The organism is Cedecea sp. B1(4) (assembly GCF_059414925.1).
This window is the reverse complement of record NZ_JCAHMZ010000004.1, coordinates 562,022-575,400: the sequence shown is the minus strand read 5'-3', so window position 1 is coordinate 575,400 and position 13,379 is coordinate 562,022. Positions and strand designations below refer to the sequence as shown.

The following is a 13,379-nucleotide window of genomic DNA, read 5'->3' as shown; positions in this document are numbered from 1 at the left end:
CGAAAATGAAAATCGGTTTTGACTACGGGACGGCGAACTGCTCGGTCGCCATTATGCGCGACGGAAAACCACAGCTGCTGGAGATGGAGAACGGCTCATCGCTGCTGCCTTCCATGCTCTGTGCACCGACGCGTGAAGCGGTGAGCGAGTGGCTCTTCCGTCACCACGAAGTTCCGGCTACGGGAAGCGAGACCCAGGCGCTGCTGCGCCGTGCGGTGAGCTACAACCGCGAAGAAGACATTGATGTGCTGCCCGGCAGCGTAAAATTTGGCTTAAGTTCTCTTGGCCAGTACATGGAAGATCCGGAAGAGGTTTACTTCGTTAAATCGCCGAAGTCCTTCCTCGGCGCCACCGGCCTGAAACCGCAGCAGGTCGCGCTGTTTGAAGATCTGGTCTGCGCGATGATGCTGCACATCCGTAAACAGGCGGAAAACCAGCTGGAAGGGACCATCGACCAGGCCGTGATTGGCAGGCCGATTAACTTCCAGGGACTGGGCGGGGAAGATGCCAACCAGCAGGCTCAGGGGATTCTGGAACGCGCCGCGCACCGCGCTGGCTTCCGCGACGTGGTGTTTCAGTTTGAACCCGTAGCCGCAGGGCTGGATTTTGAAGCCACGCTGCAGGAAGAAAAGCAGGTGCTGGTGGTCGACATTGGCGGCGGCACCACTGACTGTTCGGTACTGCTGATGGGGCCTGACTGGCACCAGCGCCGCGACCGTGAACAAAGCCTTCTGGGCCACAGCGGCTGCCGCGTGGGCGGTAACGATCTGGATATTATGCTGGCATTTAAACAGCTGGCTCCGCTGCTTGGCATGGGCGGCCAGACGGAAAAAGGCATCGCGCTGCCGGTATTACCCTGGTGGAACGCCGTCGCGATTAACGATGTCCCGGCTCAGAATGACTTCTACAGCGCGGCTAACGGTCGCTCGCTCAACGAGCTGGTGCGGGACGCGCGCGAGCCGGAAAAGGTGGCGTTTCTGCAGAAAGTCTGGCGTCAGCGCCTGAGCTATCGCCTTGTCAGGGCGGCAGAAGAGAGCAAGATTGCGCTCTCCAACAGCCAGCAGGTTTCAGCATTACTGCCGTTTATTGCCAAAGACGTAGGCTGCGACATCAGCCAGCAAGCGCTGGAAACCGCTATCAGCCAGCCGCTACAGCGCATCATGGAACAGGTCACGCTGGCGATGGACAACAGCCAGGCTAAACCTGAGGTTATCTACCTGACCGGCGGCAGCGCTCGTTCTCCGCTGCTGCGCCATGCGCTCGCCCAGCAGTTGCCTGATATTCCGATTGCCGGAGGGGATGACTTTGGCTCGGTGACGCAGGGGCTTGCCCGTTGGTCAGACGTGGTTTTCAGATAATCACGTTCAAACATACCGCTCAAACCGCAGGCCTCCTGCGGTTTTTTTATATCTGGAAACGCCGATCGCTTTCTGGAAACTCCAGATGCAGCGAAAGTTTACCCCCCAGCGCCTCAACGTAGCGCTTCAGCGTGAGCACTTTGAGATCGTTACCGCGTTGTTCAATCGCGGCGATTGCCGGCTGGGAAATCCCCATTTTTTGCGCCACTTGTTTTTGAGAAAGCCCCTGCTGCTCACGCACCAGCTGCAATCCCGTTTTCAGAATTAAGACTTCGGTCATGGCGCGGATCTCGGCCTGCTCTTCCGCCGAAAACTCCGCCATCACTTCAGTTAACGTTTTCATTTTCATCCTCCAGTTCTGCCAGGTGATGCGCAAACTGCCTATCGGCCACTTTTATCTGCGCCTGATAAAAACGCTTATCGTTTGATTTGTCTCCACCACACAGCACAACGGCTCTGCGATGCAGGTCAAAAGCAAAAAGGATCCGAGATGGCTTGCCGCACCATAGCAAACTTAATGCCTTCATATTGGGATAGCGAGATCCCTATACCGTGTCCGTCTGCGGGCGGCTTAAAGCCGGCCCCCAGAACTCAATATTGCCGAAGGCCGCCACCAGTCGTTTGCGGAGCTCTACGGACTGGGCCTGATACCAAAAGTAGAAATAGTCGGTAAATATCACGCGCCAGATCATCACTCACCTCATAAGCTATAGGTTATATTTGAAATATAAACCACAGCTTATTTCTCGCTTCGTGATATGACTACTCCTGGGACTGAAGCTTGCGTGACACCTCGGAAAACGTTTTGGGAAAACAGTTTTATTTGGCCACGAAAACATCACTTACTTACTATATGTTGCTAATCTGACAGTACTTCATATTTCCTCCATCATTACGGGGCTATTGATTACTAAACTAGTCACATTAAGCCTAATCGTTTCAGGAAGAGAACACGTCATCTATGAAAGGCACGCAGACTTCTCGCTGGTTGTGGATTACAGCCTTTATTCTGGTGGTGATTGCCGTCGTCTGGTTCTGGCGCAGCCACAATACATCTTCGGGGACTCAGCCCCAGGCTAAATCAGGCCAGACATCCGCCCAGGGCGGCCGACGCGGCATGCGCGGCGGTGCGCTGGCCCCGGTTCAGGCCGCAACGGCAACCAGTGAAGCCGTGCCGTATTACTTAACCGGCTTGGGCACTATCACCGCGGCCAATACCGTGACGGTGCGCAGCCGCGTTGGCGGGCAACTTCTGGCCATTCATTTCCAGGAAGGCCAGCAGGTAAAAGCCGGTGATTTACTGGCAGAAATTGACCCAAACCAGTTCAAAGTCGCCCTGGCTCAGGCCCAGGGGCAGTTGGCTAAAGATCAGGCCACCCTGGCAAATGCTCGCCGCGACCTCGCCCGCTACCAACAGCTGGTAAAAACCAACTTAGTCTCCCGCCAGGACCTCGATACTCAGCTATCGCTTGTGGAATCCACACTCGGCACGGTTAAGGCCGATGAAGCCAGCGTTGCCAGCGCTCAGTTGCAGCTTAACTGGAGTCGCGTCACCGCCCCTATCGACGGCCGGGTTGGCCTGAAGCAGGTCGATATTGGCAACCAGATTTCCACCAGCGACACCAACGGTATTGTCGTGTTGACGCAAACGCACCCGATTGACCTGGTGTTCACCCTGCCGGAAAACGACATCGCCACGGTGATTAAAGCGCAGAAAGCCGGCGAAACGCTGAGCGTTGAAGCCTGGGACCGCACCAACAGCGCAAAACTCAGCAGCGGTAAACTGCTGAGCATTGATAACCAAATCGATACCACCACCGGTACCATCAAGCTGAAAGCGCGCTTTGATAATCTGGATGACGCTCTGTTCCCAAATCAGTTTGTGAACGCCCGTATGCTGGTGGACACCCAGCAAAATGCCGTGGTGATCCCAGCCGGTGCGTTGCAAATGGGCAATGAAGGCCACTTCGTCTGGGTACTGAACGGCGATAACAAAGTCAGTAAACACCTGGTTACACCGGGAATTCAGGACAGTCAGAAAGTCGTGATTAGCGCCGGCGTTTCCGCAGGCGATCGCGTGGTGACCGACGGTATTGACCGCCTGACGGAAGGCGCGCAGGTTGAGGTTGTCGAACCGCACAGCGCGGCCGACGATAACGCCAAACCTGCCGCCCAGGCAAAATCCGGCCACAAACACAACGGAGCACGCTCCTGATGCAGGTGTTACCTCCAGGCTCCACTGGCGGCCCTTCCCGCCTGTTTATTCTTCGTCCAGTTGCCACCACGCTATTGATGGTGGCTATCCTGCTGGCGGGGATTATTGGCTATCGCTTTCTCCCGGTATCAGCGCTACCGGAGGTGGACTACCCTACCATTCAGGTGGTCACGCTCTATCCCGGCGCCAGCCCGGATGTAATTACTTCGGCGATCACTGCCCCACTCGAGCGCCAGTTTGGGCAGATGTCCGGCCTGAAGCAGATGTCATCGCAAAGCGCCGGAGGGGCGTCGGTTATCACCCTTCAGTTCCAGCTGACGCTGGCGCTTGACGTTGCCGAGCAGGAAGTGCAGGCGGCCATCAACGCCGCGACAAACCTCCTGCCCACTGACCTGCCAAACCCGCCGGTTTACAGCAAGGTCAACCCGGCGGATCCGCCTATCATGACGCTTGCCGTGACCTCTACCGCCTTGCCGATGACGCAGGTGGAAGATATGGTGGAAACCCGCGTAGCCCAGAAAATCTCCCAGGTTTCTGGCGTCGGTTTGGTCACGCTGGCGGGCGGCCAGCGCCCCGCCGTTCGCGTTAAATTGAACGCCCCGGCGATTGCCGCACTCGGCCTGACCAGCGAAACCATTCGCACCGCCATCACCAATGCCAACGTCAACTCCGCCAAAGGCAGCCTTGACGGCCCGGAGCGAGCCGTCACGCTCTCCGCCAACGACCAGATGAAGTCGGCCCAGGAATACCGGGATTTAATCATCGCTTATCAGAACGGCGCGCCAATCCGCCTCGGGGATATTGCCACCGTTGAGCAACGGGCAGAGAACAGCTGGCTCGGCGCCTGGGCGAACAAGCAGCAGGCCATCGTGATGAACGTCCAGCGCCAGCCTGGGGCCAACATCATTGAAACGGCAGACAGCATCCGCCAGATGCTGCCGACGCTGACCCAAAGCCTGCCGAAGTCGGTTGAAGTAAAACTGCTCAGCGACCGTACCACCAACATTCGCGCCTCCGTGACCGACACCCAGCACGAGCTGATGCTGGCCATTGCGCTGGTGGTGATGATCATTTACCTGTTCCTGCGCAACGTCCCGGCCACCATCATTCCTGCCGTTGCCGTGCCGCTGTCGCTGGTCGGCACATTTGCGGTGATGGTATTCCTTGATTTCTCCATCAATAATCTGACGCTGATGGCGCTGACCATCGCCACCGGCTTCGTGGTGGATGATGCCATCGTGGTGATAGAGAACATTTCTCGCTACATCGAAAAAGGCGAGAAGCCGCTGGCCGCCGCGCTAAAAGGTGCCGGAGAAATCGGCTTTACCATTATTTCCCTGACCTTCTCGCTGATTGCGGTGCTCATCCCCCTGCTGTTTATGGGTGATATCGTGGGCCGTCTGTTCCGCGAGTTTGCCGTGACGCTGGCAATTTCTATTTTAATCTCCGCCGTGGTTTCGCTGACGCTTACCCCGATGATGTGCGCCAGAATGCTGAGCCACGAATCATTGCGTAAGCAGAACCGTTTCTCCCGCGCCAGCGAGAAGATGTTTGATAACATCATTGCCGCCTATGGCCGCCTGCTAAGCAAAGTGCTGAATCATCCGTGGATGACGCTGAGCGTTGCTTTTGGCACGCTGGCGTTGACCATTGTGCTGTGGATTTTTATTCCCAAAGGCTTCTTCCCGATTCAGGATAACGGCATTATCCAGGGCACACTGCAGGCTCCGCAGTCGGTCTCCTTCGCCAGCATGGCCCAGCGACAGCAGCAGGTCGCGGACGTGATACTGAAAGACCCGGCGGTGGAGAGTCTGACGTCGTTTGTCGGCGTAGACGGCACCAACCCTTCGTTAAACAGCGCCCGCCTGCAAATTAACCTTAAGCCGCTCAGCGACCGTGATGATCGCATCCCGACTGTTATTGACAGATTGCAGCAAAATGTCGCCAGCGTCCCGGGCGTGCAGCTTTATCTGCAGCCGATCCAGGATCTGACCATCGACACCACGGTGAGCCGCACCCAGTACCAGTTCACCCTGCAGGCGACCTCGCTGGACGAGCTGAGCACCTGGGTGCCGCAGCTGGAAGACAAGCTTAAAACGCTGCCTCAGCTCGCGGATATCAGCAGTGACTGGCAGGATCAGGGGCTGATGGCCTACGTCAACGTTGACCGCGACAGCGCCAGCCGCCTCGGCATCAACATGTCATCGGTGACCAGCGCCCTGTATAACGCCTTCGGCCAGCGCCTTATTTCAACCATTTACACCCAGGCCAACCAGTATCGCGTGGTACTCGAACATGACACCAGCACCACGCCAGGGCTGAGCGCGCTCGACAACATTCGCCTCACCAGCAGCACCGGCGGCAGCATTCCTTTAAGCGCGATTGCGAAGGTGGAGCAGCGCTTTGCCCCGCTGTCGATCAATCACCTCGACCAGTTCCCGTCCACCACGTTCTCCTTTAACGTGCCGGAAGGGCAATCGCTGGGCGACGCAGTGAACGCCATCACCTCGGCGGAAAAAGAGCTGGCGATGCCGTCCGATATCACGACGCAGTTCCAGGGCAGCACCCTCGCCTTCCAGGCCGCGCTGGGCAGCACTATCTGGCTGATTATTGCTTCGGTCGTGGCGATGTACATCGTGCTTGGCGTGCTGTATGAAAGCTTTATCCACCCGATCACTATCCTGTCGACGCTGCCCACGGCGGGCGTTGGCGCGCTGCTTGCATTGATGCTGGCGGGGGCCGAACTGGACGTTATCGCTATTATCGGCATCATTCTGCTCATTGGTATCGTGAAGAAGAACGCGATCATGATGATCGACTTTGCGCTGGCCGCCGAGCGTGAACAGGGCATGGCCCCGTACGAAGCAATTTACCAGGCCTGTTTGCTGCGTTTCCGTCCGATTCTGATGACCACGCTCGCCGCGCTGCTGGGTGCACTCCCGCTGATGCTTTCAACCGGCGTTGGCGCAGAACTTCGCCGCCCGCTGGGTATTGGCATGGTGGGCGGCCTGCTGCTCAGCCAGGTGCTGACGCTGTTTACCACGCCGGTAATTTACCTGCTGTTCGACCGCCTGTCGCACTACACGCGCCGTCGCTTCGGTCGACAGCATGAGGAGGCGTAAGTGAAGTTTTTTGCCCTCTTCATTTACCGCCCGGTGGCGACGATTTTATTGACCATCGCCATTACGCTATGCGGCGTGCTGGGCTTCCGCCTGCTGCCGGTTGCCCCGCTGCCGCAGGTCGATTTTCCGGTGATCATGGTCAGCGCCTCACTGCCGGGCGCATCGCCGGAAACCATGGCGTCGTCCGTGGCCACGCCGCTGGAGCGTTCCCTGAGCCGCATCGCCGGGGTCAACGAAATGACCTCGTCCAGTTCGCTGGGCAGCACCCGCATCATTCTGGAATTTAATTTCGATCGTGACATCAACGGTGCCGCGCGGGACGTGCAGGCGGCGATTAACGCTGCCCAAAGCCTGCTGCCAAGCGGGATGCCGGGGCGGCCAACTTACCGCAAGGCCAACCCGTCCGATGCACCGATCATGATCCTGACGCTCACTTCGGACACACTATCGCAGGGTGAGCTGTATGATTTTGCCTCCACACAGCTCGCGCAAACCGTCTCACAAATCGACGGCGTGGGCGACGTGGACGTCGGCGGAAGCTCTCTGCCCGCGGTGCGCGTGGACCTCAACCCACAGGCGCTGTTTAACCAGGGCGTGTCGCTGGATGCCGTCCGGACTGCAATAAGCAATGCCAACGTTCGCCGTCCCCTTGGTTCGGTAGAAGACAGTACAAGCCGCTGGCAAATTCAGACCAACGACGAGCTAAAAAAAGCGGCAAACTATATGCCGCTTATCGTGCATTACAATAACGGTTCGGCCGTACGGCTTCAGGATGTCGCCAACGTCACCGACAGCGTACAGGACGTGCGTAACGCCGGGATGACCAACGCCAAACCAGCCATTTTGCTGATGATTCGCAAGTCGCAGGAAGCGAACATCATCGAAACCGTGGACCGCATCCGCGCCAAAATACCCGAACTACGAGAAACCATTCCGGCTTCCATCGATCTGCAGGTAGCCCAGGACCGATCGCCAACCATTCGCGCCTCGCTGGCCGAGGTAGAACAATCGCTGGTGATCTCCGTGTCGCTGGTGATTCTGGTGGTGTTTCTGTTTCTTCGCTCAGGGCGCGCGACCTTTATTCCGGCGGTGGCCGTGCCGGTGTCGCTGATCGGGACTTTTGCCGCCATGTATCTGTGCGGCTTCAGCCTCAATAACCTGTCGCTGATGGCGCTGACCATCGCCACAGGTTTTGTGGTCGATGACGCCATCGTGGTACTGGAAAACATTTCCCGTCATTTGGAAGCGGGCGTGAAGCCCATGCAAGCGGCGCTCCAGGGCGTGCGGGAAGTGGGCTTTACCGTGCTTTCAATGAGTCTGTCGCTGGTGGCGGTATTCCTGCCGCTGCTGCTGATGGGCGGGCTGCCGGGGCGCTTATTCCGCGAGTTTGCGGTTACGCTTTCGGTCGCTATCGGGATTTCGCTGGTGGTGTCGCTCACGCTCACGCCAATGATGTGCGGCTGGCTCCTGAAAAACCGACCTTCTGAAAAGAGAAACAAAAATCGTGGATTTGGTCGCCTGCTGATTGCCATGCAGGGCGGCTACGCGCGCTCGTTGAAATGGGTGCTAAATCATACGCGGCTGGTGGGAGTGGTACTTCTGGGTACGATAGCCCTGAGCGTCTGGCTCTACATCGCTATCCCGAAAACCTTCTTCCCTGAACAGGACACCGGCAGGCTGATGGGCAATATTCAGGCCGATCAGAGCATCTCTTTCCAGGCCATGCGCGGTAAGCTGCAGGACTTTATGAAGATCATTCGTGAAGATCCGGCGGTGGATAACGTCACCGGCTTTACCGGCGGCTCTCGGGTTAACAGCGGCATGATGTTTATCTCACTTAAGCCATTGAGCGAACGCCAGGAAACCGCCCAGCAGGTGATTGACCGACTGCGCGGCAAGCTTGCAAAAGAGCCCGGCGCCAACCTCTATTTAATGGCGGTGCAGGATATTCGCGTTGGTGGCCGTCAGGCGAACGCCAGCTACCAGTACACGCTGCTTTCCGATGAGTTAAGCGCCCTGCGAGAGTGGGAGCCGAAAATCCGTAAAGCGCTGGCGGCGCTGCCGGAACTGGCTGACGTTAACTCCGACCAGCAGGATAACGGCTCGGAGATGGACCTGATTTACGACCGTGAAACCATGTCGCGTCTGGGGATCAGCGTCTCGGATGCCAACAATTTGCTCAACAATGCCTTTGGTCAGCGCCAGATTTCCACCATCTACCAGCCGTTGAACCAGTATAAGGTGGTAATGGAGGTCGACCCGCGCTACACCCAGGACATCAGCTCGCTCAACCAGATGTTTGTGATTAACAGCGAAGGGAAGTCGATCCCCCTCTCCTACTTTGCCAAATGGCAGCCAGCGAACGCCCCGCTGTCGGTTAACCATCAGGGGCTGTCCGCCGCATCAACCATCTCGTTCAACCTGCCTGACGGGGTATCGCTTTCTGAAGCCAGCGACGCCATCGACAGAACCATGACCTCGCTGGGCGTACCGACCACCGTGCGCGGCAGCTACGCCGGGACGGCACAGGTGTTCCAGCAGACGATGAATTCGCAGGTGATTCTGATTCTGGCAGCCATTGCCACGGTGTATATCGTGCTGGGTATATTGTACGAAAGCTACGTTCACCCGCTGACCATCCTCTCGACGCTACCTTCTGCGGGCGTCGGGGCGCTGCTGGCGCTGGAACTTTTCGGCGCCCCCTTCAGCCTGATTGCGCTAATCGGTATCATGCTGCTGATAGGTATAGTGAAAAAGAACGCCATTATGATGGTGGACTTCGCAATAGAGGCGCAGCGTAAGGGCGATTTAACGCCGGAAGAGGCGATTTTCCAGGCCTGCCTGCTGCGCTTCCGCCCTATTATGATGACCACGCTGGCCGCGCTGTTTGGCGCGCTACCGCTGGTGCTAACCAGCGGGGATGGCGCAGAACTTCGTCAGCCGCTGGGGATCACCATCGTAGGCGGGCTGGTGATGAGCCAGCTGTTGACGCTTTACACCACGCCGGTGGTTTACCTGTTCTTTGACCGACTGAGATTGCGCTTTAGCCGCAAACCCCGTGAAAGTAAGGCTCTGTCCGTATGACTGATTTGCCCACCGCCGTTCGCTGGCAGTTATGGATTGTCGCTTTTGGCTTTTTTATGCAGGCGCTGGACACCACGATTGTGAACACCGCTCTTCCCTCCATGGCGCATAGTCTGGGCGTAAGCCCGCTGCACATGCACTCGGTGGTGGTGGCCTACGTGTTAACGGTTGCGGTCATGCTCCCGGCAAGCGGCTGGCTGGCGGACAGAGTGGGCGTTCGCAATATCTTCTTCACGGCGATAATTCTTTTTACCCTCGGGTCCCTGTTTTGCTCCAATGCCTCAACGCTCAACGAGCTTGTTCTCGCCCGCGTCGTGCAGGGCATTGGCGGGGCCATGATGGTACCGGTGGGGCGCCTCACGGTGATGAAAATCGTGCCGCGGGCGCAATATATGGCGGCGATGACCTTCGTGACGATCCCAGGCCAGGTAGGCCCCCTGCTCGGCCCTGCGCTGGGCGGCGTGCTGGTGGAGTACGCCTCCTGGCACTGGATTTTCCTGATAAACATTCCTGTCGGCATTGTCGGGGCCATCGCTACCCTGTGGCTGATGCCCAACTACACAATGCAAACCCGTCGCTTTGATATTTCCGGCTTCCTGCTGCTGGCGTTTGGGATGGCGGCGCTGACCATTGCGCTGGACGGACAAAAAGGCCTGGGCATTTCCAGTGAAACGCTCGGGTTGCTGATCCTCGGCGGGGTTATCGCCATTCTGCTTTACCTGTGGCATGCCCGCGATAACGAAAACGCGCTGTTCAATCTCAATCTGTTCAACACGAAAACCTTTTCGCTTGGCCTGCTGGGCAGCCTGTGCGGGCGCATCGGCAGCGGCATGTTGCCGTTTATGACGCCGGTGTTTCTGCAGATTGGTATGGGTTTCTCGCCATTCCATGCCGGGCTGATGATGGTCCCAATGGTGCTTGGCAGCATGGGCATGAAGCGTATCGTTGTGCAGGTCGTCAACCGCTTCGGCTACCGCAACGTGCTGGTCGTCGCCACGCTCGGCCTGGCGCTGATCACGCTGATGTTTATGGCTACGGCCCTGATGGGTTGGTTCTGGCTGTTGCCGGTCGTCCTGTTTGTACAGGGCATGGTCAACTCCATGCGCTTCTCTTCCATGAATACGCTGACGCTAAAAGATCTGCCGGATGACCTCGCCAGCGGCGGCAACAGTATGCTCTCAATGGTCATGCAGCTTTCCATGAGTATCGGCGTGACCGTCGCGGGCCTGCTACTGGGCATGTTTGGCCACCAGCAGCTTCCGGTGGGCGGGGAACAGGCTCACAGCATCTTTATGTACACCTATTTCTGCATGGCGCTGGTCATTGCCCTTCCGGCATTACTGTTTGCCCGCGTCCCAAATGACCGTTCAGAAAACACGGTAATCAGCCGCCGTAAAAGGAGCGAAACATGAAACTTTACCGCTCCGGGATCACCGGGAAATTATTCCTCGCCATATTCTCCACCTGCCTGCTGGTGCTGGCCATCATGCACTGGGGCGTGAGGTTAAGCTTTGAGCGCGGCTTTATCGACTACATCAAACGCGGCAATACTCAGCGCATTGAGATGCTGAGTGATGCCCTGGGTGAACAGTATGCGCTGCACGGCAACTGGCGCTTCCTGCGGCACAACGACAGGTTTGTGTTTCAGATTTTACGTTCGTTTGAGCGCGAAGGGGATGAAGCTCACGGCATGCCGCCGCAGGGCTGGCGCACTAAGTTTTGGGTGGTCGATCAAAACTATCAGGTTCTGGTTGGCCCGCGAGAGAAGCTCCCTCCAGACGGGATGCGCAAACCGATTAACGTCAATGGTCAGGACGTTGGCTGGGTGATCGCCTCCCCCATTGAGCGTCTGACCCGCAATACCGACATTAACTTCGATCGCCAGCAGCGGCGCACAAGTTGGATCATCGTCGCCCTGTCCAGTTTGCTGGCGGCAGCGGCCACCTTCCTGCTTGCCCGTGGCCTTCTGGCCCCGGTGAAACGCCTGGTTGAAGGTACGCACAAGCTGGCCGCCGGAGATTTTTCCACCCGGGTCACGGTCGGCAGCCAGGATGAGCTGGGGCGGCTGGCACAGGACTTTAACCAGCTTGCCAGCACCCTGGAAAAAAACCATAAAATGCGCCGGGCTTACATGGCGGATATTTCTCACGAGCTGCGCACCCCGCTTGCCGTTTTGCGCGGTGAGTTAGAGGCAATTCAGGACGGCGTGCGTCAGTTTACGCCGGAGTCCGTCACGTCACTGCAGATGGAAGTCGCCACCCTGACCAAGCTCGTTGACGACCTGCACCAGCTTTCCATGTCCGATGAAGGCGCGCTGGCCTACCAGAAAAAATCACTGGATATCATTGCGCTGCTGGAAGTGGTTGCCGGGGCATTTCGATCCCGTTTTGAGTCACGCGGGCTGACAATACGCCTCGCGCTACCGGAAACCGCGACTATTTTCGGTGACGGAGACCGCCTGATGCAGCTGTTCAACAATCTTCTGGAAAATAGCCTCCGCTACACCGACAGCGGTGGGCAACTGGTGATCGGCGGTAAAATGGTGAATCAGCAGTTTGTGATGAGCTTTGACGACAGCGAACCCGGCGTCTCGGACGAGCAGCTAGGCCAGCTTTTTGACCGTTTCTACCGCGCGGAAGGTTCCCGCAACCGCGCCAGCGGCGGTTCAGGGCTGGGCCTGTCTATCTGCCAGAATATTGTGACCGCCCATGGCGGAACGATCACCGCCTCCCATTCACGCTTTGGCGGCGTTAGTATTACCGTTGAACTTCCTCTGGAAACAGAAACGTCGAGGACACTATGACCGAGCTACCGATTGACGACAGTACGCCCCGTATTTTGATCGTAGAAGATGAACCTAAGCTTGGGCAGTTGCTCATCGACTACCTCCGCGCGGCAAGCTATGCCCCTACTCTGCTGAACCACGGCGACCAAGTGCTGCCGTATGTTCGCCACACGCCGCCGGATCTCATTCTGCTGGATTTGATGCTGCCCGGCACAGACGGCCTGACGCTGTGCAAAGAGATTAGACGTTTCTCCGAAGTCCCCATTGTCATGGTGACCGCAAAAATAGAAGAAATTGACCGTCTGCTGGGGCTGGAAATTGGCGCTGACGACTATATTTGCAAGCCTTACAGCCCGCGTGAAGTCGTCGCCCGCGTGAAAACAATCCTCCGCCGCTGCAAGCGTCAGCTTGCCATTTCCGCCGGGTCGGAAGAAAGCCCGCTGGTGATTGATGAAGGCCGTTTCCAGGCTATCTGGCGCGGTAAACTGCTGGATCTCACCCCCGCCGAGTTCCGCCTGCTAAAAACCCTGTCCCACGAGCCGGGGAAGGTGTTCTCCCGCGAAATGCTGCTGAACCATCTGTATGACGACTACCGCGTGGTCACCGATCGCACCATCGACAGTCACATAAAAAACCTGCGCCGTAAGCTTGAAGCGCTGGATACCGATCAGTCGTTTATTCGCGCCGTTTACGGGGTGGGTTATCGCTGGGAAGCGGACGCCGGGCGAGTAATTTAAACTCATATCCGGGACTACTACTTTTAGTAGACTGCTCAGAGAACCCAAAAAACTCTACGATAGAACGCAGGCCGGTCA

Annotated in this window: 10 protein-coding genes; 7 read left to right on the top strand and 3 right to left on the bottom strand. The window is 57.5% G+C overall.

The window, feature by feature from the left end:
- The first annotated feature begins 5 nt into the window (after positions 1–5).
- A complete protein-coding gene (gene yegD / locus ACR6JA_RS12260) occupies positions 6–1,358 on the top strand; it encodes a molecular chaperone (protein WP_336707468.1) in 1,353 nt (450 codons plus the stop codon).
- A 46-nt stretch (positions 1,359–1,404) separates the two neighbouring features.
- On the opposite strand, the gene ACR6JA_RS12255 is transcribed toward yegD, so the two are convergent.
- Genes ACR6JA_RS12255 through ACR6JA_RS12245 form a run of 3 tightly spaced genes read right to left on the bottom strand, consistent with a single transcriptional unit; the run spans position 1,405 to position 2,050 of the window.
- Positions 1,405–1,701: a helix-turn-helix domain-containing protein gene (locus ACR6JA_RS12255; protein ID WP_213712595.1), complete on the bottom strand. Its 297-nt coding sequence runs from the start codon at positions 1,699–1,701 to the stop codon at positions 1,405–1,407.
- Positions 1,685–1,885, bottom strand: coding sequence for a type II toxin-antitoxin system RelE/ParE family toxin (locus ACR6JA_RS12250; RefSeq protein WP_494492853.1), 201 nt, complete (start codon positions 1,883–1,885; stop codon positions 1,685–1,687). The genes ACR6JA_RS12255 and ACR6JA_RS12250 overlap by 17 nt, the downstream gene beginning before the upstream one ends.
- A gap of 18 nt (positions 1,886–1,903) precedes the next feature.
- Positions 1,904–2,050 (bottom strand): hypothetical protein, encoded by a 147-nt coding sequence (locus ACR6JA_RS12245; protein WP_494492852.1) that lies wholly within the window; start codon positions 2,048–2,050, stop codon positions 1,904–1,906.
- 269 nt (positions 2,051–2,319) lie between these two features.
- Here ACR6JA_RS12245 and ACR6JA_RS12240 point away from each other — a divergent pair, with 269 nt between their 5' ends.
- From ACR6JA_RS12240 to baeR, 6 genes are read left to right on the top strand one after another with little or no spacing between them, the layout of a single operon-like run.
- A complete protein-coding gene (locus ACR6JA_RS12240; RefSeq protein ID WP_494492851.1) occupies positions 2,320–3,573 on the top strand; it encodes an MdtA/MuxA family multidrug efflux RND transporter periplasmic adaptor subunit in 1,254 nt (417 codons plus the stop codon).
- Positions 3,573–6,695: an MdtB/MuxB family multidrug efflux RND transporter permease subunit gene (locus ACR6JA_RS12235; RefSeq protein ID WP_494492850.1), complete on the top strand. Its 3,123-nt coding sequence runs from the start codon at positions 3,573–3,575 to the stop codon at positions 6,693–6,695. Before ACR6JA_RS12240 ends, ACR6JA_RS12235 begins: the two co-directional genes overlap by 1 nt.
- A complete protein-coding gene (gene mdtC, locus ACR6JA_RS12230) occupies positions 6,696–9,779 on the top strand; it encodes a multidrug efflux RND transporter permease subunit MdtC (RefSeq protein ID WP_494492849.1) in 3,084 nt (1,027 codons plus the stop codon).
- Complete coding sequence (locus ACR6JA_RS12225) at positions 9,776–11,191, top strand: MFS transporter (protein ID WP_213712605.1); 1,416 nt, start codon at positions 9,776–9,778, stop codon at positions 11,189–11,191. The genes mdtC and ACR6JA_RS12225 overlap by 4 nt, the downstream gene beginning before the upstream one ends.
- The gene (baeS, locus tag ACR6JA_RS12220; RefSeq protein WP_213712607.1) at positions 11,188–12,582 is read left to right on the top strand and encodes an envelope stress sensor histidine kinase BaeS; all 1,395 of its coding nucleotides are present in this window, start codon (positions 11,188–11,190) and stop codon (positions 12,580–12,582) included. Before ACR6JA_RS12225 ends, baeS begins: the two co-directional genes overlap by 4 nt.
- Complete coding sequence (gene baeR, locus ACR6JA_RS12215; RefSeq protein ID WP_008455132.1) at positions 12,579–13,301, top strand: envelope stress response regulator BaeR; 723 nt, start codon at positions 12,579–12,581, stop codon at positions 13,299–13,301. Before baeS ends, baeR begins: the two co-directional genes overlap by 4 nt.
- Positions 13,302–13,379: the final 78 nt, after the last annotated feature.

What these genes read in the sequence shown, in the direction of transcription:
- yegD (WP_336707468.1), top strand. Translation starts at nt 6, where the DNA reads ATGAAAATCGGTTTTGACTACGGGACGGCGAACTGCTCGGTCGCCATT.
- ACR6JA_RS12255 (WP_213712595.1), bottom strand. Translation starts at nt 1,701, where the DNA reads ATGAAAACGTTAACTGAAGTGATGGCGGAGTTTTCGGCGGAAGAGCAG.
- ACR6JA_RS12250 (WP_494492853.1), bottom strand. Translation starts at nt 1,885, where the DNA reads ATGAAGGCATTAAGTTTGCTATGGTGCGGCAAGCCATCTCGGATCCTT.
- ACR6JA_RS12245 (WP_494492852.1), bottom strand. Translation starts at nt 2,050, where the DNA reads ATGATCTGGCGCGTGATATTTACCGACTATTTCTACTTTTGGTATCAG.
- ACR6JA_RS12240 (WP_494492851.1), top strand. Translation starts at nt 2,320, where the DNA reads ATGAAAGGCACGCAGACTTCTCGCTGGTTGTGGATTACAGCCTTTATT.
- ACR6JA_RS12235 (WP_494492850.1), top strand. Translation starts at nt 3,573, where the DNA reads ATGCAGGTGTTACCTCCAGGCTCCACTGGCGGCCCTTCCCGCCTGTTT.
- ACR6JA_RS12225 (WP_213712605.1), top strand. Translation starts at nt 9,776, where the DNA reads ATGACTGATTTGCCCACCGCCGTTCGCTGGCAGTTATGGATTGTCGCT.
- baeS (WP_213712607.1), top strand. Translation starts at nt 11,188, where the DNA reads ATGAAACTTTACCGCTCCGGGATCACCGGGAAATTATTCCTCGCCATA.
- baeR (WP_008455132.1), top strand. Translation starts at nt 12,579, where the DNA reads ATGACCGAGCTACCGATTGACGACAGTACGCCCCGTATTTTGATCGTA.